This is a genomic window from Abyssisolibacter sp. ZYX002 (assembly GCF_056892235.1).
On the sequence record NZ_JARMXH010000002.1, the window covers coordinates 132,731 to 159,173 of the forward strand.

At 29.4% G+C, this 26,443-nt stretch carries 29 protein-coding genes; 1 reads left to right on the forward strand and 28 read right to left on the reverse strand.

The features are described from left to right. Positions 1-10 precede the first annotated feature (10 nt). The 15 genes from P3X86_RS06620 to P3X86_RS06690 form a co-directional block, all read right to left on the reverse strand. Positions 11-181 (reverse strand): hypothetical protein, encoded by a 171-nt coding sequence (locus P3X86_RS06620; protein ID WP_483291872.1) that lies wholly within the window; start codon positions 179-181, stop codon positions 11-13. Between the two features lie 78 nt (positions 182-259). Beyond that, the gene (locus P3X86_RS06625; protein ID WP_483291873.1) at positions 260-430 is read right to left on the reverse strand and encodes a hypothetical protein; all 171 of its coding nucleotides are present in this window, start codon (positions 428-430) and stop codon (positions 260-262) included. Between the two features lie 74 nt (positions 431-504). Beyond that, the gene (locus P3X86_RS06630) at positions 505-684 is read right to left on the reverse strand and encodes a hypothetical protein (protein WP_483291874.1); all 180 of its coding nucleotides are present in this window, start codon (positions 682-684) and stop codon (positions 505-507) included. Between the two features lie 771 nt (positions 685-1,455). Beyond that, a complete protein-coding gene (locus P3X86_RS06635) occupies positions 1,456-1,689 on the reverse strand; it encodes a hypothetical protein (RefSeq protein WP_483291875.1) in 234 nt (77 codons plus the stop codon). Between the two features lie 162 nt (positions 1,690-1,851). Further along, positions 1,852-2,637: a CPBP family intramembrane glutamic endopeptidase gene (locus P3X86_RS06640; RefSeq protein WP_483291876.1), complete on the reverse strand. Its 786-nt coding sequence runs from the start codon at positions 2,635-2,637 to the stop codon at positions 1,852-1,854. A gap of 162 nt (positions 2,638-2,799) precedes the next feature. Beyond that, positions 2,800-2,946 carry a hypothetical protein gene (locus tag P3X86_RS06645; protein WP_483291877.1) on the reverse strand — a complete coding sequence of 49 codons (147 nt, stop codon included), beginning with the start codon at positions 2,944-2,946 and terminating at the stop codon, positions 2,800-2,802. Between the two features lie 354 nt (positions 2,947-3,300). Then, positions 3,301-4,185, reverse strand: coding sequence for a hypothetical protein (locus tag P3X86_RS06650; protein ID WP_483291878.1), 885 nt, complete (start codon positions 4,183-4,185; stop codon positions 3,301-3,303). A 269-nt stretch (positions 4,186-4,454) separates the two neighbouring features. Further along, positions 4,455-5,327 (reverse strand): L-serine ammonia-lyase, iron-sulfur-dependent, subunit alpha, encoded by an 873-nt coding sequence (sdaAA, locus tag P3X86_RS06655; protein ID WP_483291879.1) that lies wholly within the window; start codon positions 5,325-5,327, stop codon positions 4,455-4,457. A 15-nt stretch (positions 5,328-5,342) separates the two neighbouring features. Beyond that, a complete protein-coding gene (gene sdaAB / locus P3X86_RS06660) occupies positions 5,343-6,008 on the reverse strand; it encodes an L-serine ammonia-lyase, iron-sulfur-dependent subunit beta (RefSeq protein WP_483291880.1) in 666 nt (221 codons plus the stop codon). A gap of 305 nt (positions 6,009-6,313) precedes the next feature. Next, entirely contained in the window at positions 6,314-7,537 is a 1,224-nt protein-coding gene (locus P3X86_RS06665) for a protease complex subunit PrcB family protein (RefSeq protein WP_483291881.1), read from the reverse strand. 92 nt (positions 7,538-7,629) lie between these two features. Continuing rightward, the gene (locus tag P3X86_RS06670) at positions 7,630-8,589 is read right to left on the reverse strand and encodes a hypothetical protein (RefSeq protein WP_483291882.1); all 960 of its coding nucleotides are present in this window, start codon (positions 8,587-8,589) and stop codon (positions 7,630-7,632) included. Beyond that, positions 8,576-9,112, reverse strand: a complete 537-nt coding sequence (locus tag P3X86_RS06675; RefSeq protein ID WP_483291883.1) for a hypothetical protein — start codon at positions 9,110-9,112, stop codon at positions 8,576-8,578. Before P3X86_RS06675 ends, P3X86_RS06670 begins: the two co-directional genes overlap by 14 nt. A 141-nt stretch (positions 9,113-9,253) precedes the next feature. Continuing rightward, positions 9,254-9,442: a hypothetical protein gene (locus tag P3X86_RS06680; protein ID WP_483291884.1), complete on the reverse strand. Its 189-nt coding sequence runs from the start codon at positions 9,440-9,442 to the stop codon at positions 9,254-9,256. 305 nt (positions 9,443-9,747) lie between these two features. Then, positions 9,748-10,209 carry a flavodoxin family protein gene (locus P3X86_RS06685; RefSeq protein WP_483291885.1) on the reverse strand — a complete coding sequence of 154 codons (462 nt, stop codon included), beginning with the start codon at positions 10,207-10,209 and terminating at the stop codon, positions 9,748-9,750. A 45-nt stretch (positions 10,210-10,254) separates the two neighbouring features. After that, on the reverse strand, positions 10,255-12,546 hold the full coding sequence (locus P3X86_RS06690) for a UvrD-helicase domain-containing protein (RefSeq protein ID WP_483291886.1): 2,292 nt from the start codon (positions 12,544-12,546) through the stop codon (positions 10,255-10,257). A gap of 322 nt (positions 12,547-12,868) precedes the next feature. Here P3X86_RS06690 and P3X86_RS06695 point away from each other — a divergent pair, with 322 nt between their 5' ends. After that, positions 12,869-12,997: a hypothetical protein gene (locus P3X86_RS06695; RefSeq protein ID WP_483291887.1), complete on the forward strand. Its 129-nt coding sequence runs from the start codon at positions 12,869-12,871 to the stop codon at positions 12,995-12,997. 724 nt (positions 12,998-13,721) lie between these two features. Here the strand turns inward: P3X86_RS06695 and P3X86_RS06700 are convergent. From P3X86_RS06700 to grdH, 13 genes are all read right to left on the reverse strand, one after another. Beyond that, positions 13,722-14,693, reverse strand: coding sequence for a CgeB family protein (locus P3X86_RS06700; protein WP_483291888.1), 972 nt, complete (start codon positions 14,691-14,693; stop codon positions 13,722-13,724). A 3-nt stretch (positions 14,694-14,696) separates the two neighbouring features. Continuing rightward, positions 14,697-15,821 (reverse strand): polysaccharide pyruvyl transferase CsaB, encoded by a 1,125-nt coding sequence (gene csaB, locus P3X86_RS06705; protein WP_483291889.1) that lies wholly within the window; start codon positions 15,819-15,821, stop codon positions 14,697-14,699. A 192-nt stretch (positions 15,822-16,013) separates the two neighbouring features. After that, complete coding sequence (locus tag P3X86_RS06710; RefSeq protein ID WP_483291890.1) at positions 16,014-16,145, reverse strand: hypothetical protein; 132 nt, start codon at positions 16,143-16,145, stop codon at positions 16,014-16,016. Positions 16,146-16,195: 50 nt separating this feature from the next. Continuing rightward, a complete protein-coding gene (locus P3X86_RS06715) occupies positions 16,196-16,321 on the reverse strand; it encodes a hypothetical protein (RefSeq protein WP_483291891.1) in 126 nt (41 codons plus the stop codon). A 663-nt stretch (positions 16,322-16,984) separates the two neighbouring features. Then, a complete protein-coding gene (locus tag P3X86_RS06720) occupies positions 16,985-17,113 on the reverse strand; it encodes a hypothetical protein (RefSeq protein ID WP_483291892.1) in 129 nt (42 codons plus the stop codon). A gap of 744 nt (positions 17,114-17,857) precedes the next feature. Further along, complete coding sequence (locus tag P3X86_RS06725) at positions 17,858-18,511, reverse strand: helix-turn-helix domain-containing protein (protein ID WP_483291893.1); 654 nt, start codon at positions 18,509-18,511, stop codon at positions 17,858-17,860. A 380-nt stretch (positions 18,512-18,891) separates the two neighbouring features. Beyond that, the gene (gene trxB, locus P3X86_RS06730; protein ID WP_483291894.1) at positions 18,892-19,830 is read right to left on the reverse strand and encodes a thioredoxin-disulfide reductase; all 939 of its coding nucleotides are present in this window, start codon (positions 19,828-19,830) and stop codon (positions 18,892-18,894) included. An 18-nt stretch (positions 19,831-19,848) separates the two neighbouring features. Beyond that, on the reverse strand, positions 19,849-21,021 hold the full coding sequence (gene grdD, locus P3X86_RS06735) for a glycine/sarcosine/betaine reductase complex component C subunit alpha (protein ID WP_483291895.1): 1,173 nt from the start codon (positions 21,019-21,021) through the stop codon (positions 19,849-19,851). Positions 21,022-21,031: 10 nt separating this feature from the next. After that, positions 21,032-22,570, reverse strand: coding sequence for a glycine/sarcosine/betaine reductase complex component C subunit beta (gene grdC / locus P3X86_RS06740; RefSeq protein ID WP_483291896.1), 1,539 nt, complete (start codon positions 22,568-22,570; stop codon positions 21,032-21,034). A gap of 116 nt (positions 22,571-22,686) precedes the next feature. Further along, complete coding sequence (locus P3X86_RS06745; RefSeq protein ID WP_483291897.1) at positions 22,687-24,153, reverse strand: BCCT family transporter; 1,467 nt, start codon at positions 24,151-24,153, stop codon at positions 22,687-22,689. A 106-nt stretch (positions 24,154-24,259) separates the two neighbouring features. Further along, positions 24,260-24,736 carry a glycine/sarcosine/betaine reductase complex selenoprotein A gene (grdA, locus tag P3X86_RS06750; protein ID WP_483291898.1) on the reverse strand — a complete coding sequence of 159 codons (477 nt, stop codon included), beginning with the start codon at positions 24,734-24,736 and terminating at the stop codon, positions 24,260-24,262. Between the two features lie 58 nt (positions 24,737-24,794). Then, positions 24,795-25,112, reverse strand: a complete 318-nt coding sequence (gene trxA / locus P3X86_RS06755) for a thioredoxin TrxA (RefSeq protein WP_483291899.1) — start codon at positions 25,110-25,112, stop codon at positions 24,795-24,797. Between the two features lie 17 nt (positions 25,113-25,129). Continuing rightward, the gene (gene grdH / locus P3X86_RS06760; RefSeq protein WP_483291900.1) at positions 25,130-26,443 is read right to left on the reverse strand and encodes a betaine reductase selenoprotein B; all 1,314 of its coding nucleotides are present in this window, start codon (positions 26,441-26,443) and stop codon (positions 25,130-25,132) included.

The window sequence follows — 26,443 nt, forward strand, 5'->3', positions numbered from 1 at the left end:
AACTTTTAAACTATCTTCTATATTCAAGCTTTAAGTATTCCATCATACCTATATCTTCTTTAGACCTGTATGTGGAAGTTGATAATTTATCAGTATTCATTTTAACAATGTTTTCGTTGTTTTTTCTATCATTCTCTAAATACAACTCTTTACAAATTACTTCTAAATACGCTTCATACATTACTATCACCTCCCTATTTTGGTTTTTAAGTTATTGTTTTTATAACGTACCATCTCTTATTGTCTTTTACTTTTTTAATTATCTTCTATATTCAAGCTTTAGGTATTCACTCATACCTACATCTTCTTTAGCTCTATATGTAGAAGTTGACAATTTATCAGTATTCATTTTAACGATATTTTCATTGGTTTTTCCATTTCTCTTTAAATAAAGTCCTTTACAAACTATTCCTAAATATGCTTCATACATTACTATCACCTCCCTTTTTTTAATATTTTTGTTTCTAGTCATGTTAGTATCTCTTGTAGTCTTTTACTTGTAAATTATCTTCTATATTCAAGCTTTAAGTACTCTATCATACCTATATCTTCTTTAGATTTGTATGTAATAGTTGATAATTTATCAGTATTCATATTAACAATTTCTTCATTGCTTTTTCTATTTTTCTCTAAAAAAAGCGCTTGATAGATTACTCCTAAATGTGCTTCATACATTACTATCACCTTCTTTCTCTTAGTATTTTTGCATTAAAAAAAATCGCTATTGCGACTTAACTTTAATGGTTTAATGTTTTTAAGTAGTAAACTTGAAATACTTTAATGTATTATCCTACAAACATTTTATGACACAAAAAAATCACAGTCATTACTGCGATAGATCTAATCTTATGTATTGTATAATATACTGTTATAGTCGCAGGTTTGCCACGCAACTAGAACATATCAAAGTATCCTTTAAATTACCAGTTGCAGGTCGTATTATTTAATTTTATTAAGTTGTTCACTTTAACATTCGTATTAATGTTAGTCATTACGACCTACCTCCTTGTTTAATTTTTACTACATAGACGATTGTAGCACATATATTTAATATAAGCAAGCTTTTTTATAATAATTTTTTAAAAAATTCTATAGGAAGTTTAAAAGCCCCCTTTTTAACATTACTAGGAGGCAATTTATTTTACTACTTTCTGTATTCTAGTTTTAAATATTCACGAAGTCCATCGTCTTTGCAAACTCTTTTACAATCAAACAATAAATTAAAATAGCACATTTTTATAACCCCTCCTTTTTTTACTGTCTAATTATTTTTTATGCACTTCGTAACTAAAATGTTCCTAAAAATAAATATTCAGAATATTTAACTTTTTATATTTTTACTTATTATTTGCATAAAATACACTAATCGAAAAATTTATTGTATTCACAAAAGAAATAACTCGCCATATTTAATATGGCGAGCTATCCTTGGTTTTAAGATAATATTTATTAATATTATCTTAAAGTGTTCGTTGTACTTGAATTGCTCATTTTTTGTTTTGCTTCTTGTATTTCACCTTGACCTACAGAGGTTGAGCTTGTTAATGATGATCCCATTCCAGAATAAGTAGAGTTTGTCATTGCACCCATACTACTGGAATTTGTCATTCCTTTACCCGAGTACATTCTTTTTTTAGCTTCGTTTAATTTAAACTGTTGTATTTTACTTTTTCCTGAATAGTTATTCATATTTACCTCCATATAATCTTTTTGCAAAGAATACACAATAAACTAATCGTCTAATGCTTTTCTTTACATATATATTTTTGCTTTTTTATAGTTTTTTATAGCTTGTAATATTTCATATTATAAAAAGTTTATGGAGATAATTCTATAATACTAGTTCTATTTCTATAAACTAGTAACCATTTGTTTATTTTCTTGATTATTTTGCTTTTCCTTTTTAATTTGATTAATAATAAAAATAAATACAACTATTGATAACATCACTGATAAAAATAGTACATATATACTTATTTCAAATGTGCTCAAATATTTCATTGATATTATACTTAAGATATTGTTACTTGCATGTATTAATATTGGTATGTAAATGGATTCTGTATAGTAATATGTAAGTCCAAGTGTTAAACCAAGAAATATTGTAAAAATAATCTGTACAATTTCACCATGATATAGTCCAAATAAAAAAGCTTGTAATATTATAACTATTTCTATATTGAATAATTGTTTCAATTTATTAAATACTATACCTCTAAATAATATCTCTTCAAATATTGGTATAATTATCCCTATTGTGATTATTGATGCTATTAGATTATTTTCAGTTATAATATTTTGTATTGTTTTTAAATTATCTGTGTTGTACGTATTTATATCTATGATATTTAACAATATAATTGCAATAATATTAATAGATATTCCTAATACAACAGCATAAATTAATATATTTCTTTTTTTTCTATTAAATTTACAATACTTAAATAAATTTTTATTATTAAATTTATAGATCATATAGTAAATTAAAAGCGTGAAAAATATATTTATAATATTACAAATTAAAGTATTATATATCCCTTTAAATACTTTGTAAATATTGCTAATTATATTATAGTTTATATTATAGATAATACAATAGAATGAAATTTGAATAGCAGTTTTAGTATATTTATACACAATAACCTCCTTTAAACAATTAGTACGGCCATTTCTTGTTATTTCGTCTCCAAAAATGTTAATTTTATCCATTTGTATTTATTTTACCACATTCTCTCTTAATTTGCAAATTAAAAGGTGCATATTTACTCTATGCACCTTGAATATAATTATCATATTTTTTTAGATTTTATCTTTATTCACCATATTTACAACCAGTTTTTTAATATTCATCATTATAATCACAGCTACTATTAATGAACCATTTTCATCTACTACATTTATTTTACCATGGTAGTATTTTACTTTTATATTTTCTTCATTTTTCATATTCTCTCTAACCATGGATATAAAATATTTATCTTTATCATTTAAGCATATTTATATCTATCTCCTAAGTTAGTATATACATAAGCAGTTGTTGATAAAGATAATACAAGTATCGGTGCTATAATTTTGGATATTTTTTCTTCATAAATTATTATCATTTTTTTATTTTGTTTTTATGTATTTAATAATAATAAATAATTATATACACAGTATTAACTAATATTAAAATATTGGAAATGAATAAATTGGTAACAATATAGTGATGTTATCCAATCCTTAAAAGAAAAAGTTGCTTTACTAAATTAGTAAAGCAACTTTTTTCTAAGAGAGTTATCATGATGTAGTTTTTTCTCTTTATTTAACTAATTCTTTAATTTTCTCCATCAATTGTTCTTTTGTTATAGTTCCATCTTTAAATTGTTTTTTGAGCTCAAGTATTTGTATTTTGTTATCTATATTATCAGCTGAATTCTTAGTCAACTGTTCTTTTAGCTCTTCTTTTGTTATTTCTCCATTCATATACTTACTGCATATGTCTCTAATTTCTTTCATTTGTTTTGTTAGTTTTTTTCTAAACTCTCCTCGTTTCTTATCTCCTTTTTGTGGCAAAAGCTTTCTAGCTTCTTCTTTTGTTATTTCTCCATTTTGGCATTTTTTCTTTATTTCTAATACTTCCTTAAACTTTTCATTGTCTGCTATTTTACATCCTTCTTCTTTTAGCTTTGTTATGCACTCGTCGATTGTAATATCACCTTTGAAGTATTCTTCATATATAGCTTTTCTTTCTTTTATCTCTTCTACTTTTTCTTTTATTTTATCAAAATCTACTTCTTTTCCCTCAGGAATTAGTTTTTGAAACTCTTCCTTGAATTCATCAAAAGTAATCTCTCCCTCGATAAGCTTTTTCATTAATTCTCTATGCTCACCTAATTTTAAACCTTCTTTCATATTTTGTATCTTTTCTTTAATTTTATCAAAATCTACATTTTTGCCTTCAGGGATTATCTTCTTTACCTCTTCCTTAAACTCATCAAATGCGATTTCACCATTAGCTAATTTTTTCATTAACTCTCTATATTCACCTGATTTTATGCCTTCTTTCATAAAAATCTTGTTTCTGAATTTAGGCTTTAAACCATCAGCTGATTTTGCTTGTTCACCTTCAGTATTTGTTGTTGCTGCAAATGTTGGTACTACTAATGACGCTATAAGTGTTCCTGTAATTAATAACTTTTTCATTATTTCTATCCTCCTATATTTTAAGTTTGTTTCCTTGAGTTTAGTATATGAAAAAGTTATAGAATAAATATAAAATAAATATGTGAAATTATGTGATTTGTGCTTTACCCTGAATTATTCATTGAACATTGATAAATATGATGTAGTTTTCTAAATTACTGTATTTCATCGATTTTGAAAGCGTACTGGTGGTACGGTGAAAAAGTGATGGATATATTGTAATTAGAAGGATGCATTATAGTTATTATTTTTCTGTGATTAATTTAGGTTTACTTGTTAAATATTTTATTGCTAATTTCAAGACCTGTTTTTGTTGTTGCTATACCACCAAGAGATGTTTCTTTAAGCTCGAAAGGTAACATCCTTCCTACTTTATACATTGCTTCTACTACCTCATCAAATGGTATAATACTCTTAACTCCAGCTAATGCCATATCAGCACAAATTAATGCATTAACTGCACCTGATGCATTTCTCTTTGCACACGGTGCTTCTACTAAGCCTGCTACTGGATCACAAATCAATCCCATTATATTTTTTAGCGCTATTGCTGCCGCATGTAGTGACATTTGTGGTGTTCCTCCACTCAACTGTACTATAGCTCCCGCTGCCATAGCTGCTGCTGATCCACACTCTGCTTGACATCCTCCTTCTGCTCCTGAAACTGTTGCATTTTTTGATATTATGATACCTATTCCTGATGCTGTTAGTAATGCATCTATTATCTCACTATCTGTAGATTGTAGTATCTCAGCTGCTGTTAATACTGATGCTGGTATTATGCCACATGACCCTGCTGTCGGTGCGGCGCATACTTGGCCCATGCTTGCATTCACCTCCGCACATGAATAAGCTCTAGCGATAGCTATATTTACGCTTTCTCCACATAATGTTTTACCTTTTTTAGTATAATCAAACACTCTCTTAGCATCGCCACCTATTATGCCACCAACTGTTTTTATATCTTCTTTAAGCCCAATCTTAGCTGATTTTTTCATTATATTTAGAGTTTTTTGCATTCTTGCTTTAATATCACTTATAGACACTTCTGTATATTCACTCTCACATTGTAAAACTATTTCTGATATTTGGCATTTATTTTCATCGGTCAATTTTAATAATTCTTCTCCTGAATTAAACATTTTTTTGCTCCTTCCTTACAGGTTTATATATCTTACTGATGTAATATCTTCTATTTGATTTAAATGTTTTACTATTATATCATCTATTTTTTCATCTACTTCTAAAATCATTGACGCTTGATTTCCTTTTTTTGTTCTACTAACTTTCATTGTAGCTATATTTACACCATCTTTGGCTAACTCTGTTGAAACTTTACTAATCATTCCCTTTTTGTCTATATGTCTGATTATCAGAGTTGGTAGCTTTCCTGTAAGGTCTACAACATATCCATCTATCTTTTTGATATTTATATTACCTCCACCTATTGATTCTCCAACTATTTCTGTAGTACTCCCATCTTTACTATGCACTACTATTTTAACTGTATTTGGATGGTCTACTTCATCATCACGTTTTATGAAATATACTCTTATCCCTCTTTCTTTTGCTATTTTTAGAGAATCCTTTAAATTAGTATCACTCGGATTCATTCCTAGTATTCCTGCTGTTAATGCTTTATCAGTACCATGTCCTTTGTATGTTTTTGCAAATGATCCATATAGATAAAAATCAACATTATCAAAGTTGTCTCCTACTATGCATCTTGCTATCATGCCCAATCTTGCTGCTCCTGCTGTATGTGAGCTAGATGGTCCAACCATTATAGGACCTAATATATCAAAAACGCTATAATCGTTCATTTATCTCTCTCCTAACATAAACCCAAAATAAATCGGATTAAAACTTATAATTCGATATTATTATAACACAAATTACAGTTTAGCAAACAAAAGTTTATAGTTATCTATATTATTTCTTTTAGGTCTTTGTAGACTTTAAAAATTGCACTGATAAGTATTTTGGAAAATCAAAAATTCCCCATCGATAAATTTAATGTAGCGATATTCTTTAATTTTATCTCAATTATAAAACCCACTTTTTTGTTCAATAAAAAAAGAGAGACTACTTTAATTCAGTAATCTCTCTTTTTATAATTTTATATTCATTATTTAACTTCATCTGGATTTGTAAATCCATCTAGCATATATTCTTGTTGTATTTTTTTACTTGTATTTATTATATTTTTATATTCTTTGTTATTTTCTATTTCTACTACTATATAAGGATATGTTATTACCTGTAATACAAAATCATCTTTATTCATTCTCTCAATACTGTAATCAACAAATAGTGAATCGTTTTTGCTATTTATGTCATTAATTTTTATTGCATATCCTGAAGTAGGTGCTTCTCCCATAATAAATACATAAGTCTTATCACCTATCTGTTTTTTAGAAAGCATTATTGCTTTCTTTTTATTGTCTTCTACCCATGTTTTTATTTCTTTCTTATAGTTATCATATTGAAGAACTTTATATTCTATATCTTCAGTTAGCACCGCATTTGAGTCTGCTAATATTTTTTTATAATTGGCTTTTCCCTCAATTTCAACTACCTTAAATATATTATTAATTTGCTTTTTTTGATGTCCTTTATGAGTACATCTATTGTTGTAATTTACAAACAGATTACTTCCAATGCTATATAAGTCACTTATCTCTAAGTTATTTCCTATACCATTGACTTGCTTCATTATATATACATACGTTTTATCTTTTATTGTTTTTATATCTTGTAATTTACCTAGCTCTTTGTTTTCTTCAATCCAAGCTTTTATTTCTTTGCTAAATTTATCTACTTCTTTATATTTTATATCCTTATTTATTTCAAGCTCATCTATATTTATGTGTTTTATCGGTAAAACTCTATTATAATCATTATTATCTTCTACAACAAATACTATATGTGGATATGAGATAACTTGAGCTGTCATTACATCTTTTGGTATATCAGTGTTGTATTTAACTACTAATGTATCTTTAACACCTATAACATTTTGTATATTTAGTGTGTACCCAGATGTATTTGTTTTCTGCATTACATAAACATATTTCTTATTTCCTATTTGTTTAACTGCACTAGTCTCTTTTGCTTTTACATTCTCTTCTACCCATTTATTTATTTCTGCTGGTAAATTATTTGTTAAAATTTTATATTTTATTTCAAACTCACTATTCTTTATTAGCGTTTCTGACCTTCCTAAACTAAATTTTAACATACTTCTATCATTCAATATGTTCCTTAATTCGTCTATACCTTGTGCAAATGCTATTGATGTCATCGTAAAACTTAAAATTACAGTCAAAATAATAAGTCTATACATTTTCATTAATTACATCTCCTTTATTCAAGTTCTTATATATAAGACTGAAATCTGCACTTAAAAGTTCCATTAATATAATATATTATTCATATTAATAATTATGGTTTACATATATGACATGGTATCGCTCCCTTTTTTGCACAGCTTATCTTGTCTCTTTCTGGCATATCATACACTCTAAGATTTTCACATGTACCTTTATGATAGTATTTTATACCTGAGATTGCATTTGTTTGTATATAGTATATCACAGGCTTAACTACTTTAGCACCTCCAAGTGCAAAATTATTATATTTTTTTCCTCTTATACCCATAGGAAAACCTTGAATAAAAACCAACATACTTACATCATTTATTGTATTATACCAATCTTCTTCTTTTATTACTGGAAGTGTAAAATTATATGATATACCAAACTGTCTTGCTATGTCGTTATGATTATTTATTGCATAATTAAGCTCTCTTTTTATGGTTTCTATAATCGTTCGCATTCTAACCTTTTCAAACAAAGTATCATCATCAATAAAGCTAATGTTGCCTACTCCCTTTAGATTATTATATGTATTTTTATAAAGTTTTCCATTCGCCGTATTATTTATTGTTACTTCTTTACCTAAAGTAAAATTAACAACATAATCACCCGAAGCTTTACTATATGTTTTTTTAGCCTTCCATGTCTGTTTTATTAGTTTATTATCCTGAATATCTGCATATTCTTCATTCGATAATATATATATTCCGTTATAATCAATAATCGCTATCACTGGTATATAGCATTTTATTTTTTGTTGGTTTATTTCATCTCCAAGTATACCTAGGTTTATAAATAATGTATTATAAAATGATTGTACAGCCCTGTTTTTACATAATCTAATTTTTTTATCATCTCCTATTTCAACAAGTAAAGCAGTTCCATCTTCTATTGCCGTGTCTATTACACGGTTTAATATCGTTTTTTTATATAAAAGAGATTCCATATCATTGCTTTTAAACTTTAATAGTAGGATAAAGGGAAAGGCTAATATGACAAATATTATTGCTAAATCAGTTAGTTTCATTTTGGACCATTCCTCCATAATAAATACTTATGTTTTCATTTGGTAAACAAGTGTTATATACCAAATCTTTTAATCTTGTTGCTATTGTTTTATTTTTATTGACAACTTTTACAGTAAAGTAATCACCTTTTGTAAAATAGTATTTTTTATTTTCATTATTGCTATTATTAATCGCATTGGTTATGTTTTCTGTGTAATAAGCTATGTAGTTAATGTTAATATCATCACAAAACATTGAACTATCTGTAGTATCTATATATACAGGGTCAACATTTTTGTGAAAGTGCTCCATTTGTATCTCATATACGTTATCTGTTGCATATAACTTTTCACAGAATTCTCTATACATATTAGTCGATATATACCCTAAATTTCTAACTGAATCTACCAGTTTTGTAGTTTGTGCTAATACGTATATTCTACTTGTATCATCTTGTCTTTCTAAGAGTGTCATCATAGGAAAAACAAATAGTAATATACAAGTTATTATTATAGCTATTACTTTACTAAAGGAACTACCCATATTATTTACACTCCTTCTTTCTTTTGGGTATGCTTTGTGAAATAAAAACATGTAGTTTTTAGTTATTTATCACCTGTTTACGGACTAAATAATGTTCTTTAATGCTTCCAAAAAGTAATAATCCACACTACACGACATCGCCTAATTCTTCTTAATACTATATATTATTTTAGTAACGACTCCACTGCTGTTGATCTGGTAGTTTACATCATAATAATCATTTATTTGTATCATGCTATATGTCTTTATTACAGTAGTATTATTTTCAAACTTATCTGGTTTAACTTGTTTATTGATAGTTACTCCATCAACCTCTATATCTACTTCCAATCCTGCTACTATAGATCCTATTATTTTACATCCCTTAATTTTATAACTGTCTATTTTTAAATTTTTCCAATATTTTTTTTACTATTTCGTCATTAACCTTTTATTTCTGATAGATTTGTTGGATAACTGTTGAATATAATGCTGATTTTAGTATAAAAAACCCCCTATTAGAATCATATAATTCATAGGGGGTTCTGACTTCTTATTTCTTTTTTTGTGATACTAAATATTCTACATAACTTTATTATAGTAATGTATTTGTATCTTTGGTTAACTTACTAAGTTAAAATTTTACTTCACCTTCACTATTTTAGTTCTTCAACGAACTTTTCAATTTTGTTTTCTATATCATGGACAGTCATTTTTTTCTTTATTACACCTAGATTCGCACTAGATTTTTTAGTTAAGTTTTCTATATGCTTAAATGTACTATCTAAACTACTACTTTCGCTATTCAGCACTATTGCTATGTTATTAATTTTATCTTTTAGCTTTTTACAATAAGTATTGATAGCTGGTGGCACACTTCCTGCCCAGATAGGTGCTACTATTATTACCAAATCATAGTTCTCTGGTCTTTTTGAATACACTATTTGAGTCATCTTTTTACTAAAGCCGTAAAGCCCCCCTTTAAGATAACCAAGTATACCACTCCAGTTTTTATCATCTTTTATTTGCTCTGTATCAGCATTTATCTTACCTGCAATATTTTCTGCTAACATCTTTGAGTATCCCGTACGTGTAAAATATACTACTAATGTTTTCATAAATTCCTCCTAAAGTTTTATATTTTCACGATACCATTTTTTACATTATTTTGCAACCGATTTGTATAAATTTTCATCTATATTAGATATAAATGGAGTAGGTTCTTTAAAGTAATACATTTTGAGTTTATGGAGCGCTCTTGTACATATTGTATAAAACAAGTGTCTTTCTGGTTCTAAGAAATATTTGTTTGATTCTACATTGTATATTATTACGCTATCAAACTCTAACCCCTTTGATAAATAAGATGGTATAACTAGAACTCCTGATTTATAGCTATCATCTTCTTTTTTGATCAAATTTATATTACTATTGATAGTACTTAAATTTTTTATTTTATTGTATGCCTCTAAAGTTTCATTCGCATCCTTGCATATTATTGCTATAGAGTTCATTCCAGCGGATATATCATTATTTATGCCATCTGCAATATCTTTTAGTTTTTCTTGATCATTTCTTAGCTTCATTAACATAGGCTTTTCTCCGTGTCGAATTACACCATCTAGATCACAGTTTATAATTTGTTTTGTAAATCTAAATATTTCTAAACTAGAACGGTAGCTCTTATTCAATTTAGCTATGGCTGGATTTTTATGTTTAAAGACTTTTAATAATTCTTCGTAGCTATCTAATTTGCTTAAGGGATTGACTGTTTGATTGATATCCCCTAAGACTGTAAACTTAGCTTTTTTAAACAACTGTCTAATAGTATGATATTCGAATGTAGAATAATCCTGTACTTCATCAATTATAACGTACTTTATACAAGATAAATCTATTGCGTTTATATCTATTGCGTTTTGTAAATATACAAGAGGTATTGCATCCTCGTATTTTATAACTTTACTTTCTATAAACTTTAATGTCTGATGTATAATCTTATCAATATTATGAGGTAATTTATCTTCAGCGTATTTTTTAAGCATGTTTTTGTCACTAAATAATTTTTTATAAAGTTCTATTATATCTATATTCATAGGCAGTAATTTTTTTATATTGCTTTTGAAATTTTCCCATTTAACTGTTATCTCGGCTTCACTTTCTTTTGTTGGATCAATTATATAACCACTAACATCATCTATATTGTTCTCTATTTCCTCTTTTATCAACTCGTCTACATTTTTAATACGTACGTCTATGTCTAATAGCAATTGTTCAAATCTATTTTTTACTGGCCATTTCTTATATGTTTCGTAAAACAAATCTTCTAATTCATTCTTTGAAATAACAATCCATTTCTTGAATTTGATATCTTTAAAATCAAATCCTTTTGTTTCTATATCTGTAATGTACTCTTTCATTATATTTACGAAATTATTTGAGTTCTTAAATCTTATATTATCTAACCTAGTATTGTATTGATTATCTTTAATATCTGATATAACATATTCTATCTGACTATAAACATCCTCTATTTCCCTATCTCTTCCTAGTGTGTTTTTTATATATTCAAGCAACGTAGTTTGGATGACATTCTCTTCTCCTAGCTCAGGTAGTACATTTGATATATAATCATTAAATATCTCATTAGGTGAAAATATCACTATATGCTCTGGTTTTATACCTTTATTTTTATATTTGTACAAAAGATATGCTATTCTATGAAGAGCTATGGATGTTTTACCACTACCTGCTCCCCCTTGAATTATCAACATATCGTTAGATTCATCACGTATAAGCTTGTTTTGCTGTTTCTGTATAGAATACACTATTGTTTTCATTTTTTCATCTGTTACCTCACTAAGGACTTTACCAAGACATTCATCATCAATTTTTATACTACTATCAAACATGTACTGGATTTTACTATCTTTGATTTTATATTGCCTTTTTAATGTTACATTACCACTAATATTTCCATCTTTACATTTATAGCTTGCATGTCCTTTCTCGTTTTCATAATAAAGACTACATATTGGAGCTCTCCAGTCATATATTAATATGTTTATATCATCTTCTAAATCTTCTATTAAGGTATTGATTCCAATATATATTACTTCTTCTTTTTCCTGGTCATCTTCTTTAAAATCTATCCTAGCAAAGTAGGGATTGTTAATTACTTTTTTGAGTTTGTTTATCGCTTTTTCAAGTGTATTATTTCTAACTTCTTCTCTTTTTATTAGCTGAATGTTTTGAGTTAGTGAAGCTATCCTATCAAAGTCATCTTGCCTTGGAACTGATGCTTCATTTTCTCTGTAGTTTCTTATTAGGTCATTTATTTCATCGTTAGCTTTTTCTATGCTATTCTCATAATCATTTAATTGCTTATGGATAACCTCTATTGTTTTTTCTAACCTTTGTGCTTCAATGTTCCATTCTTTCTTTGAAATACTCATTTAACAACCCCCTAATATTTAAATTGTTATGCTTGGAAATAAATCTGAAATAGATATAAGATAATTTTGATTCTAATAATATGATTCTAATTTGAAGTGCTTTTTTATTATACATACAATTTATATAATTTGTAAGACTGTTTTTTTATTTTTTTATGTGATATAATAGATATAGGAAAAAGGTTGAAGATTTGCTGGTCTTCAACCTTTTTTATTATTATTGAATTTTTATATCTTCTCCAAATAAATTATCTTCATAAATCTGAAACAAATTAATTAACCTATTAATCTAAAAATAAAAGCCAAAAAGGGGGATAATTTTATGAAAAAGCTCCAAAAAACTAAAAGAACGAACACAATAGAATTAAGTAGACCTAAATGTTTATGTTTGTGCCATCCTGAAGATGATGACACTGTATACCAAAGTTATGATTTATTCAGATATGAATAATCATAGTTAATTAGACACAGCATTGTTGTTCACAATCTAGCAAACTGTAGTGGTATGTTAAAATTGAATAGCATGACTTATAGGTAAGTAAAAAACGTAATTTTAACATCAAAGAAATTGCTATTCACCTACAGTTTAAGGGCTGTCTTTTGACAGCCCCTTATTAATCTAGCTACTAAAAAAACTACTCATGTTTTTAATATATAGATAATATACTTAAGAATATATTTAAAATTTTAAAATCTAAGATTTCAATCGTCTTCTTTACATACCTATAAAATTTCACTTTGGCAAATTGATTAATTCCATTTTATGATATAATCATGGTAATACTAAAATTTAATAATATCCAATTCTCAGAAAGGAAATTTATTATGAAAAAAACAATAGGATTTTTAGGAATTTTATTAAGCTTGGTCGGCTTTTATTTTGGATTATGGTATAGCAACAATTTTAGTCAAAAAATACTATTAAGCTTTGCTTTAGGAATACCCCTAGGTTATTTCATAAAAATGATTAAATACAGTTAATATTAAAGTCAAAGCGTAAATTATGTTTCTGTCATCAAGATAGCAGACTATAGTTAGAGTTCCAAGTAGGGGCGTGTTAAAATTGAGTCACAGAGCTTACTTAGAGGTAAGTGAGCAACGAAAATTTTTGGGCAACGCAGAAATTGTATTTGTCTACAGTCTGAGAGGATGCTAAAGCATCCTCTAATTATAATCTATATAAACTTAATTTCATTAAATAATTTTCTCAATCTTTGTACCCACGTATGATCTAAGGCACAACGCTTTTGTCCATTCACTGATATTTCCTCTCTTTTCTTTGGATTATCTAGATAATATCTTATCTTTTGATATAGTTCATTATTGTTTTCGTAGCTTTCTATTTCTTTTCCATATTCAAAAAACTCTCCTATTTCTTTTATCTTTTTAGTTATTAAGAAAGTACCTGTAGCAGTAACTTCAAATAGTCTAACTTTGACGTTGTAGTACCCAGCTCCTGTTTGCGGAAAATCAATCATTACTTTACTAGCATTAACTACCTTTAGCCACTCTGGGTGATCTACTGCTCTTACATTTTTATATGGCCATCCGAATCCATATATTTTTGTATCAAATCTTTTCTTTAATTCTTTTACTAATGCTAGTCTCTCTGGTCTATAATGACCCATAACAGTTACGTCTGATACATACTTAGGCTCAATCTTTGTTGGTACAAAAAATCTACTATCTATACCAAATGGCATATAATATGTGTTTTTAAGTCCTAATTTTTTATATCTTTGATATGCAATCTTAGAATTTGTGGTGTGGTAATTAAACCTACTAGCATATTTCTTTACTGTAGGGAATACATCTGGGTCGCTTAGCGTAATACCTAATAGTTTTATGCCTTTGTTTTTTAAATATTCACTTGTCGCTTCTGAAAAACTCAGTCCTCCTGCTACTAACATAATCATATGTGGTTTAAAAGTCTCTACTTGATGTTTTATATATTTATACGAAACATTGACTGGTCCATTACCACCTTTAAAGTTATGTGGATTATATAGTATTCTAGGAATTACTGAAACATCTACTTCTCTAACATGATAATCCATTTCAACTAAAGCATAAAATATGCTTCTCAAAATATTAGTATAATTTTGCCTTGTTTTTGATATGAATAAAATTCTCTTGTTTTTGCCCATAAACTAGCTCCTCTTTCTAATTAAATCCATTGCTATATCAATATTTTGTTTTTCTCTTAGCCTTAATACATCCATTTTGTCAGTTATAATTTTACTAATTTTAGCTGAATTCTTTATTAGATTATCTACTTTATTTTTAATTTCATTTATATTTAAGTCATCTATTGGTATTGTTAAATTATTTTGACCTATTTGATTCATGAAATTTTCTATCTTCCTGTCATATGACAATGCTATTATTGGCTTTCCTATGCTTGCTGCCATTAGCAATGAATGAAGTCTCATTCCTATTACAAAATCCATGTTTTGAATTGTTATTATTGCTTCCTTCATGGTTACTTTGTTTTCTACAAATACATGGTCTTTATTTTTAATATTATTTTTTAATTCTTGTAGTAATTTCAAATCATTGTGATTTTTACAGAATGAAAAAATAACTACATTTATATTATATTTATTAATAGTATAATCAATCGCCCTAGCCATACTTTTTATTAATGCTCCTCTTTGATATTTCTTGAAAAACCATTCTCTCAAGCAAACACCAAAATACCTTCTTGATGCTTTATTTTTTGGTTGATTTTTGGAAAGATAATTTACTGCTGGGTCACTAGTTAATATAGCTTTTACATGAGGGTTTATTTCTTCAACAATTTTTTTTGATTCTTCATCTCTTACCGTTACTACATCTGCCCAGTTTAAAAGTGTCTTAACATTTAGGGTTGATTTTCTATTGAAAAAAGGACCTACTCCAACAGCATACAACATAACTGGTACTTCGTGTAGATATGCTAGCTCTATAGGAACGGCATAATAGTCTATACCTTTTCTTTTATCCCCAAAATGATTTCTTATATCGAAACCTGAATAGTCTTGAAAAATGCCTCCTCCACCACATATGAATAAATCAGCCTTTTTAATTTCTTGATTTATAGCATTAAAATCATATCTTGATACCGTTTTGTATTTATATTTACATGAAGGAATTGGTGACATGTCTCTAGATAATACAACTATATTAGCCTTAGGAATTTTACTATAAATTGAACTTATTATCGAGTGTAAAATTATATCATCGCCAAAATTACCAGCTCCATAATAACCATGGATAACAATGTTGTTTTGCATAAATTTTATACCTCCATTTAACACCTGTCACTCTTTAATAGTTGTTTTTTATCGTTTATTATTTCTCATATTTTACCCTGTATAAATCCTATATACTATATTATGTTCTAAACAATAAAACTGTTAAGTTATAGAGGTTTTGAGTATAAAAAAGAGAGTCGCTATTTAGCAACCCTCAAACTAATCAATAATTTATAATTGTTCTTTTAGCATCATATAATGCATATCATATGATGCTGGTTGTAAAGGAAAACTACACTTACAAACGCAATTCACACTATTTTTCACAACACTATTATGATATATTTTTTTTACTAATTTCATGATATCCCTCTTTTATTTTAATATTTTTTGATTATAAATTTTTAGCATTTTTAGCAATGATATTTTGGTGACACATCGTTGTTATAAGCATTGATTGGATCTATAGTACAAAAGCAAACTGGTCCTGTTCCCCAATTACAACTTAAACATATAACCTTTTTACGTAATTTTTTCACAATATCCTCCTTTTTCTAATTATTAGGTAGTTCAAAATTATCTTGAAGTCTTACATGCATTAATTCTACGAGATCATCATTGATTTGTCCTGGTGGATAACAACGACACACGCAATTACCTTTACATACCCTGATTGTTGTAGAATCTATTTTTTTACTTAGTCTTTTAATTATACTCACCTCCTGCAACATAATTAAATAAACTATTAGTTTATTTACAAATACTTAAATATTGCACATCATAATTATAACTATATATTTACGTTTATATTATTCGAACTACCCGTGTGAAACTGAAGTACAAATACAGTATTTAAACATATTTCTAATTTTTTTACTAAACATCCTAGTTAATTTTCTCATCACTACGTCCCAATATTTTATATGTAAGATTATTCTATTATACAATTTGTTCCAATTTAAGATATTATTTAATAATTTGCTAAAGAGGATGTTTGTAAAACATCCTCTTAGGTTGACGACAAAGTCATCTAAATAACAGACTGTAGTAAAAGTTCAATATCAAGGCGTGTTAAAATTGAGTAGCAGAGCTTACTTAGAGGTAAGTGAGCAACAGAAATTTTAACTACAACGCAGAAATTGGACTTTTGTCTACAGTCTGAGAGGATGTTTATAAAACATCCTCTTTATATAGTAAATTAACTAAGCAGTTATTGCAAAGTATGAATCTAAGAAATCTCCTGTAATCTTTGGTGAACTACAACGACATGAGCAAACCACTTTGCAGATATTAATAGTTCTTGTATCAGCTTTTTTTATTAACTTTTTCATAAAAACCTCCTAAATAATAGATTGACATTACTAATATATTATTTTTATTTATGAAAATTAGAACTAAGCTATATTACTTTACATAATGTATAGTCCAATCTGGACATAGATTATTAAAAATAACTTCCGGTCTACATCCTCTTATAGTAATATTGCTATAAGATTTAAATTTTGTTAGTGTCATTATTCACCCTCCTTTTTAATTTATTTAATATAGGTCCATTTTCTAACTCTATGTCTTTAAAACGCCTTATTTGCCAAGATAGATGAGCATTCGAATCCATGAACATAAACACTATTAAGTTTTTCATGTTTTAAATAAAACTACTTATCAGATTGATAATACTTATTTTTAATGTTAATTGATGACATTTGCTTCATATTCTAACTATAAAAAAGGAGTGTTTAAATCATAAGACACTCCCTTTTTTGTCATACTGATAAACTTTACCTATTTTACATACAATAATTACTGAGTTTGCAATTGCAACCAAGGTAATATTATCTAACATTATTTTATTATTTAGTTTTCTTAAACCCTCACCCCTATATAGCTTTGTAAATATATGATATTTAGAGGTGTCTATTTGTTCCCTATAATCTAAATTTTTATAAGTTTATTTTAATTCCAGCTCCTTTTGCTCCTTAGAGAATGACTGGAGTTAGATTGCTTTGTTTTCATTGTAGTAATTTGATTACCATTGTTTGATATTCATATTTCTTATATCTATATAATTACTATTATCAATCTTGCTTCTCTTTTGTTTCAAATAAATCAAACAATGCATATGCTATTGGTATTAGGAGAAAAACCAGCCATCCTGGATGCCACATGTTATAAACAAACGAAATATAAAGATATATTAGAACACAAAGTATAGATATAGCTGCTCCGAGTGCTGTTTTCCTTTTTTTTGATATTTTTTGAAATGATGATTCTATATCATCATCGTCTTTTAAATATTGTCTGTTATACATATAAAATCGTTCAAACATAAAACCGCTTTTTATTAAAATTAGTGTACATAATCCAAATATTAAGCCAAATATTAATACATTAACATCATCACTAAATGGCAAAAGACTAAAACCAAACACACTCACAATAAATATAGCCACTGCTATCATGATAAGCTTTTCAGCATTTTTCTTCATTTCAAGCATAACCAGCTTAGGTTTATCTTTTAGGTCAGATTTCTGTCCATAAATAAATTCATCTATAGTTAGTTCAAAAATATCTGCTAATGTAGTTATGTTATATATATCAGGTGTAGCTTCCCCTCTCTCCCATTTTGAAACTGCCTGCCTACTAACACCTATCTTTTCTGCTAAAGTTTCTTGTGACATGTTTAATTCTTTTCTTAATGTGACAATCCTATCGCCAAGATTATTTACCATATTATCTCCCTCTTTCTATATGACTTTAGTTTATTTCCTTTGACATTATCATTCAACACATTTTGAGTATGAACTTTTGTTAGCTTTATTATGTCATAATTATCAGTTTACTTCTACAAACTCTCTTTGATTTTTCGCAACCAATGGTTGCAACTATAGTTGCATAGTTGAAAATAAACGATTTTATATAAAAAAGATAATTGTTAAATTCCTATGTATATAATTTATTCACACTAAGCTAGTAATATTTGGTTGTTTAATAGTTTATCTTTGATACAACCTTTTATTTATTAAGTTAATATAATAGCTAAAATTCGCTTTAAACAAAAAATCAGACTGTCTCTATCTTCAGAAACAGTCTAATTTATATAAATATAATTTTATTTTGAATGCTCTATATATTTTTCTGCTGATACTGCTGCTATCGCTCCGTCAGCTGCTGCAGTAACTACCTGTCTTAAAGGCTTAACTCTACAATCTCCTGCTACAAATAATCCATCAACGCTAGTTTGCATCTTATCATCTGTTTTAACATATCCATGCTCTAGCTCTATTTTATCTTTTAGTAACTCTGTCTGTGGAACATAGCCTATGAATATGAATACTCCAAATGTGCCATCTTCCTCATCAGCCTCATGAACATACTCTTCACCTGTTTCTCTATTGTGAAGAACTACTGATTCTACGATTCCTTCGCCTTTAATTTCTTTGATTTCTGTGTTCCATTTTATTTCTACTTTATCATTTGCAAATACTTTCTCTTGTATTGACTTAGCGCATGTAAGCTCTGGATCTCTTGATAATAGATAAACTTTTCTTGCAAAGTTTGTTAAGAACATAGCTTCTTCTACTGCTGAGTCTCCACCACCAACTACGAATACTTCCATTTCTTCAAAGAAAGCTCCATCACATGTTGCACAATATGAAACTCCTTTACCTGTGAATTCTTTTTCTCCTGGTACACCTAGAAGTCTTGGTTTAGCTCCTGCTGCATATATCACTGCTTTTGCTTTGTAAGTCTCTTTTTCGCAAACTACTTCTTTTAATTCTCCATCTAGTTTTAACTCTACTACTGTATCTTTTATTACGTTTGTTCCAAACTCTTCTGATTGTTCTACCATTCTTGCTATTAATGTAGGGCCACTTGCTTCTCTAACACTACCTGGTACATTTGCAACTTCTTCTGTAGTTACTATTTGTCCTCCTACCTTAGATTTTTCTATAATAGCAGCGTTTAATGTAGCTCTTCCTGCGTATAATCCTGCTGCCAATCCTGCTGGGCCAGCTCCTATTATGATAATATCATAAGTATTTTCCATGATGTTCACTCCTTATCTTTAGTCTACGCTAATATATCCTGCTTTAGCTAGTATCTCAGTTGCCACTTCTACATTCTTTTCGTTAATCATTACTATAGGACCAGTACATCCCATACCTGACTCTGCATATACTTTGTTTTTCCAAAGCTCAGTAACAGCATCTTCTAGATCCATGATATCAACACCTGCTATTGATCCTGTTACGATTTCTTTTGGTGGCATGGCTACTTCTTCTTCATCTTTTTTATTTGCTTTTTTGTCTTTTGTTAATTCACTTAATATATCATTTAGTTTGGCTTTTTTAGCACTATCATATTCTACTTTTGATTTTCCTATGATATCTCCTTTTGCTACCTCACTAGCATATTTAATAGCTCCTGCTATTAAAGGTGCTCCTGATGCTCTAGATATGATTAATATGTTTCTTTCATAACCATCACCTACACCAGGTCCATAACCATAACCAAAGGCTTCATAGCTTCCACCAGTTGTATATGATGAGAATATCTTCATTAATAAGTTACCAGTTAATGAATCAGTTATCATTACATCTGGTGTTCCTGTTAATAAATCATTTCCTCTCATTACAGCTCCACCATCTGCTCTAAGTGACTCTGCAAAGTTTATATCATATCCGTTACTATTTAATTCTTTTAATGCTCTTTCTACTTGTCTAGCTCCGTCAACATTGAGTATACCAACTGTAGGGTTTTCTATACCTAAAGACTTTGCTGTAATAATTCCATAAAGTCCATTCTTAACCATTGCCTCTACTCTATGTGGTGAAGATGTTCCTGTAGTTGTTGCTATAAGCATTTCTTTTCCCTGAGATGGTGTTACTACTCTACCAACTGTTGACACACCAATTGGGAAGTTATAATGAAGCGTTACACATCCTTGTATTTCTCCTGAATCCAACAATTTCTCCATCACCTTGTGTTGCTCTTCTTCTGTATTAGCTTCGTATGTTTTTAAGTTAGTATCATTTTTGGGTCCTATTAATACTACCTCTATAGATGAATCTTTTTCACTTGCGAGCATAGCACCTTTTAATACATTGTCTGCTCCGTGCTCGCTTCCTAGGATAGTAACTCCTATTCTTACTTTCTTTCCAAACTGGCCTGTTTCTATACCATCTGCTATATCGTTAAAAACTCCTGCTATCATTTGTTTGACTTTATTATGCTCCATCTAAACACCTCTATTCTTCACAAAGCTTAGATGCAAATTCTCGCATAGCTTCTGCTACCATTTTCTTTAATGCTTCTTGTGGAAGTGCGCCTTGATCACTTGTTTCTCCGTTATTTGCTTCTATTATTACTGAAACTCCATCAAATAAGTTAGTCATTCTTCCAAGGAACAAGCTTCCTTTTCCAACTATCATTGCTCTTTTTACATCTCCTGCTAGGATATCATCTTTAGCAAACCCTAAATATGGTACTCCTGAAGGTATATGTCCTTGAGTAGGTGCCCATCCCGGCATTCCATGCTTTGTAACAAAATTAGCTAAATCTTTTCTATCTATTTCTTTTCTCTTTACTCCTAATGCACCTATCATCTTATAGTTAGATGTTGGTACATCTCCAGCTCCTGCTGGTTTTGTTATATCTGGGTTTTGCATTTCTACTGAATACTTATCTATATCAGTTATTTTTAAGTTACCCTTATCAAGTGGGTTTGTAATTAGTGATGTAATAACTGCTTGAGGTGATGAACCTGTTCCTACTGTGTGTTTTCCTACTAAGTCAGTTCTGATAATAGGATTAACTCCATCATTCTTGCTTATTAGTACTGCAAAACCACCTAATGTATCTTCTAATATAGGCATTTCTTTTTTTACATGGTCTTTTCCATTCATACCAAGTTTAGCTGTTGCCCCTCCAGCTACTATAACAACATTATCATATGTTCCTGCTTTTACTAATGAAGCTGCTTCTATTAATGCATGAGTTGGAGCAGCACAGAAACCTCTAGTATCTGAACCTGTTGCATTTTCGCATCCGCAAGCTTCTGCGATTGATTTAGCAAAGTTTCCTCCACCTCTTTGGTTCATATCTCCACATGCTTCTTCTGAACACTCAACTACATAGTCAATAGTCTTTGGATCTATATTATTTTTATCTAATAAGTTTAACATAGCTAAAACACCTGATGCTTTAACAACTAAGTTCTCAAACATAACATGAGCGTTTAGGTTAACGTCTACATCATGCGCTCTTTTTACACAACCAACTAATTCGCCTTCATTGTAAATAGCTTCGCCGTGATATTTTTCAATTTGCTCTTTAATACTTTCTATATCTGATGATCCTTTTATCGCTGCAACCATTTCCTCTGTAATAAGTGGATGTTTACTTAGTTTCTCTTTAACTGAATTTGTAAATTCTTCTGTTAACATTACTAAATCAAATACATCTGATATCTTCATTAAGCCTATGAATTCATCTTGTGGCATTATTTCACCGAATTTACCAAATCTATTTGCTCCATCTACTTTTTTATCAAACCATGGCATTTCATAATCATTTAACTGTTTTGGAGTGATTTCTCCTATATAAGTTTGGTTAGGTGGATAGTTAACTACATCCTCAAATTTTCTCAAATGGTTTGGTAATTGTTTTAAGTATTCTGACTCAGGATTAACTATTTTCTCAGTAGTTTGAGTTGTTCCATTATGCATAATCATATCTGGCGTATGCACTAGAACATATCCTGATCCTTTTATTACTGCAAAAGACATTTGTTACACCTCCGAATATTTTTGTAATTTGATTTTTTATTTTGTATTTTATATTTATTTTTTATAAACAAATATTCACATAAAAAATGTATTCTTTATGTGAATATTTATATATTTTAAACGTTTTCTTTTCTCAATGCTTTTACTATAGCTATCATAGTAAAGAACATTATAAACACAAATGGGAATGCTGCTGCTATTGATGCAGTTTGAAGCATTTTTAATCCACCTGATAGCAATAATGCTAATGCTAACAGTGATTGGATAACTCCCCATATTACTTTTCTCTTAAGATCTGGATTTAAATCTCCATTTTGGGACATCATACCTAACACGAATGTTGCTGAATCTGCTGATGTTACGAAGAATGTACATAATAAAAGTATTGCTACTAACGATATTACTGTTCCTAATGAATATTCAGACATAACAACAAATAGAGCTGTTGATGTCTCTGTTATAGCAGTTTTCGCTGTGTCAAGTCCTGCTTCTATTCCAAGTGTACCAAAGCATGCAAACCATATTAATGATGCAATCGTTGGTGCTAATAAAACTCCTGCAACAAACTCTCTTATAGTTCTACCCTTTGATATACGTGCTATAAATGTACCAACAAATGGTGCCCAAGCAATCCACCATGCCCAGTAGAATATAGTCCATGTACCGTACCATCCCTCTTTACCAAATGGATACGCATCTACAACTAAATCCTTAGCATAAGCTAAGACCCCTGTTCCTAAATTTTTAAATATTAGTACTGTAGGTCCAATAATTATTGCTAAAACTAATAATGAACCTGCTATACCTACGTTAAGATTTGATAAAAATTTAATTCCTTTATCAAGACCTGTAACAGCAGACATCATAAACAACACTGTAACTATTACTACTATCAATATTTGTACCAACTTACTTATCGGTACCCCAAACATATAATTTAAACCACTATTTATCTGCATTGTACCTAATCCAAGTGATGTAGCAACTCCTGCTACTGTTGCAAATATTGCTAATATATCTATTATCTTTCCTATAGGCCCTCTTACAGCATCTTCTCCTATTAAAGGGATAAATACGCTACTAATTAGACCTGGTTTTCCTTTTCTAAATTGCATATATGCAAGTGCTAAAGCTAAAATACAGTAGTTAGCCCAAGGGTGCAATCCCCAGTGTAAGAATGATTTCATTATTGCAAAATCAGCTGCAGCTGGTGAACCTGCTTCTCTCATTGTACCAGCAAAGTGATTTAAGGGCTCTGCTACTCCCCAGAAAACTAATCCTATTCCCATACCTGCTGAGAATAACATTGCAAACCATGATATAAAGCTATATTCTGGTTTTGAATCATCTGGTCCTAATTTTATTTTTCCATATTTACTTAATCCAAGCCATACTGAAAATACTATGAACAATGACATAACTGAAAGATAAAGCCATCCAAAATTACCTGTTAAAAATTTAAACGTATTATTTGCTACACCTTCAAAATGTTTTGGAAAACCTATTCCCCATACCACTATAAAAAATACAACTACTAAAGATATATAAAAAACAGCATTACTCTTCTTTTGACTCTTAACCATATCTATCTCCTCTCTTTTTCAAGGATTGCGAGAAGTATTGTATATGATATTAATACTTCTCGCATAGTATGTTATGTTGTGCTAATTTTAACATATCTATCCTATTTTAGTCATTGAATTTACAGAACTCTCCTCTGATTTCAGTCATTTCTTCTATAATTTCATCAACATCAAGAACCATTTCCATCATACCAATTTGCTCTTCATAAACATCAGCATCAACTTCGCCCTTGAATTGAGGTTCAACAACATGATAAACTCTAAGTCCTAACTGGACCCCTGCTAATGGACCTGCAAAAGTTGGGTCTCCACCAGTTACTGTCTCAGCAGCTAATCCAGCTGCTTCAGCTTCTGCTGCTCCTAATAACACAACAACATTTTCTGCGCCATGCTTCTCAGTAAGCTCTTTAACCCTTTTTTGATTTTCCAAATCCATAGCTCCTGCAGCAGTTCAGACAAAACATTCAGTTGAAGAAAATACTACTTCTGCTCCTGTTGTTTTTAGACATTCTTCTACGGCAGGACCTGGGATTCCGTCTCTATCACCGATTACGATGACTTTTTTACCATCATATAATCCCATTTTTATTCCTCCTTATCTCTTAATTATCCAGTATGAATAATTAATTTTTAGCTACTATTTATATATATTTCTTAATCATAGCTTCAATATTAGTTTCTGTTGCATCATCTTTTGTTAATTCATCTACTTTTTGGCCATCTTTATAGATTACTATTGTTGGTAATCCTAATACTTTTTGTTTTATAGCAAGTCTTCTGGCTTTAGTGATGTCTAGTTTGCAAAACTTTAATGAACCTTCATATTTACCTGCTAATTCTTCTATTGAAGGTAATAGGGCTTTACATGGTTCACAACCTTCACTCCAAAAGTCTACTAATACATAACCCTCAGCTTCTAATACTTCTGGTTCAAAAGTTTTCTTATCTAATGCTAACATTTTATCACCTCTTTAACTTATATTTTAACTCTGTATACTGTTTGCTCTTTAGCATCATCAGTAAGTGCGTCTAAAGCTACTCCTACTCTATGATGTCTTAATTTCCATTGTTCTTCCTTAGTTGTTGATGGATCTCCTAATGGATATGGTATAGAGATAGTTGGTACTATTTTGTTAGATCCAACTGTCTTAGCAACTGGAACTAAGTTTGCCATTTGAACAACTGGGATTCCAGCTCTTTCAATTTCTTTTACCATCGTTGCACCGCAACGTGTACAAGTACCTCACGTAGACGTTAATATAACTCCATCAACTCCGCCTTCTTTTAGATACTCAACTATTTCTTTACCCATTCTTGCTGCTTCTCCTTGAGTAGTACCAGTACCAACTGTTGTGTAGAAATACTCATGGCATTTTCCTATTTTACCCTCTTTTTCATATGCCTTAAGAGAATCTAATGGAACACATACATTTGGATCAGCATCTGCTGCAGCTGGGTCATAACCAGCATGGATTGTTTTGAAAACACCTGCTTCTAGTCTATCCATCTTAGATACATCATATCTTCCCCATCTTGTAGCTGAAGCTGATTGTATTCTATCTGGATTGTCAACTGGAACTATACCACCTGTTGTAACAAATGCTATGTTCGCTTTCGATAAATCTTTAATTGGTGTAGCTATTGGTATTCTATCTAACTTAGGAATAGGTAACTCTGTTACATATTCTTCACCATTTAATTTCTTTATCATCATCTCAACAGCACGCTCAGCTGCAGGTTTTTCGCTATCTAACCATACTTGATGTCTGATTCCTCTAACAAAATATCCTTCTTCTTCTGCTGTTCCTAATTTTTCTCCTGCTAATATCTTATCTCCATAAGCTGCTATTTTTTTGATGTCTTTTCTCATAGCTGCTGCACTTTTTCCACCTGGGAATATTACAACATCTTTCTTAAACATTTCAACACCAGGGTTCTCTATATGCATAGATGATATTACTGGAACACCAAATTTCTCTTTAACTGCTTTAGCTATTACACCACACGCATTACCATATCTACCTGCTTGGAATGCTGGTCCAGCAAAGAATATATCAAATTCTTTACCTTCTAAGAAACCTAATATTGTACTAACTGCTTCCTCTTCATTTGAACCCATGAAGTTATCTCCACATATAATAGTATGTGTTACTTCAGCATTTTGTAATCTTTTGTCTAATTCCATTGCAGGTCCAACATGACCCTCTATGATTTCTGGTGCAAAATCAGCTTTATCTTCTCCTCCAATTTGACCAAAGAATTGGTTTAAATATAATATTGCTTTTTTCAA

Bases quoted from the DNA above. Each gene is read 5' to 3' on its own strand.
- P3X86_RS06620 (WP_483291872.1), bottom strand. From the start codon at position 181: ATGTATGAAGCGTATTTAGAAGTAATTTGTAAAGAGTTGTATTTAGAG.
- P3X86_RS06625 (WP_483291873.1), bottom strand. From the start codon at position 430: ATGTATGAAGCATATTTAGGAATAGTTTGTAAAGGACTTTATTTAAAG.
- P3X86_RS06635 (WP_483291875.1), bottom strand. From the start codon at position 1,689: ATGAATAACTATTCAGGAAAAAGTAAAATACAACAGTTTAAATTAAAC.
- P3X86_RS06645 (WP_483291877.1), bottom strand. From the start codon at position 2,946: ATGAAAAATGAAGAAAATATAAAAGTAAAATACTACCATGGTAAAATA.
- P3X86_RS06650 (WP_483291878.1), bottom strand. From the start codon at position 4,185: ATGAAAAAGTTATTAATTACAGGAACACTTATAGCGTCATTAGTAGTA.
- sdaAA (WP_483291879.1), bottom strand. From the start codon at position 5,327: ATGTTTAATTCAGGAGAAGAATTATTAAAATTGACCGATGAAAATAAA.
- sdaAB (WP_483291880.1), bottom strand. From the start codon at position 6,008: ATGAACGATTATAGCGTTTTTGATATATTAGGTCCTATAATGGTTGGA.
- P3X86_RS06665 (WP_483291881.1), bottom strand. From the start codon at position 7,537: ATGAAAATGTATAGACTTATTATTTTGACTGTAATTTTAAGTTTTACG.
- P3X86_RS06670 (WP_483291882.1), bottom strand. From the start codon at position 8,589: ATGAAACTAACTGATTTAGCAATAATATTTGTCATATTAGCCTTTCCC.
- P3X86_RS06675 (WP_483291883.1), bottom strand. From the start codon at position 9,112: ATGGGTAGTTCCTTTAGTAAAGTAATAGCTATAATAATAACTTGTATA.
- P3X86_RS06685 (WP_483291885.1), bottom strand. From the start codon at position 10,209: ATGAAAACATTAGTAGTATATTTTACACGTACGGGATACTCAAAGATG.
- P3X86_RS06690 (WP_483291886.1), bottom strand. From the start codon at position 12,546: ATGAGTATTTCAAAGAAAGAATGGAACATTGAAGCACAAAGGTTAGAA.
- P3X86_RS06695 (WP_483291887.1), top strand. From the start codon at position 12,869: ATGAAAAAGCTCCAAAAAACTAAAAGAACGAACACAATAGAATTAAGT.
- P3X86_RS06700 (WP_483291888.1), bottom strand. From the start codon at position 14,693: ATGGGCAAAAACAAGAGAATTTTATTCATATCAAAAACAAGGCAAAAT.
- csaB (WP_483291889.1), bottom strand. From the start codon at position 15,821: ATGCAAAACAACATTGTTATCCATGGTTATTATGGAGCTGGTAATTTT.
- P3X86_RS06710 (WP_483291890.1), bottom strand. From the start codon at position 16,145: ATGAAATTAGTAAAAAAAATATATCATAATAGTGTTGTGAAAAATAGT.
- P3X86_RS06720 (WP_483291892.1), bottom strand. From the start codon at position 17,113: ATGAAAAAGTTAATAAAAAAAGCTGATACAAGAACTATTAATATCTGC.
- P3X86_RS06725 (WP_483291893.1), bottom strand. From the start codon at position 18,511: ATGGTAAATAATCTTGGCGATAGGATTGTCACATTAAGAAAAGAATTA.
- trxB (WP_483291894.1), bottom strand. From the start codon at position 19,830: ATGGAAAATACTTATGATATTATCATAATAGGAGCTGGCCCAGCAGGA.
- grdD (WP_483291895.1), bottom strand. From the start codon at position 21,021: ATGGAGCATAATAAAGTCAAACAAATGATAGCAGGAGTTTTTAACGAT.
- grdC (WP_483291896.1), bottom strand. From the start codon at position 22,570: ATGTCTTTTGCAGTAATAAAAGGATCAGGATATGTTCTAGTGCATACG.
- P3X86_RS06745 (WP_483291897.1), bottom strand. From the start codon at position 24,153: ATGGTTAAGAGTCAAAAGAAGAGTAATGCTGTTTTTTATATATCTTTA.
- trxA (WP_483291899.1), bottom strand. From the start codon at position 25,112: ATGTTAGCATTAGATAAGAAAACTTTTGAACCAGAAGTATTAGAAGCT.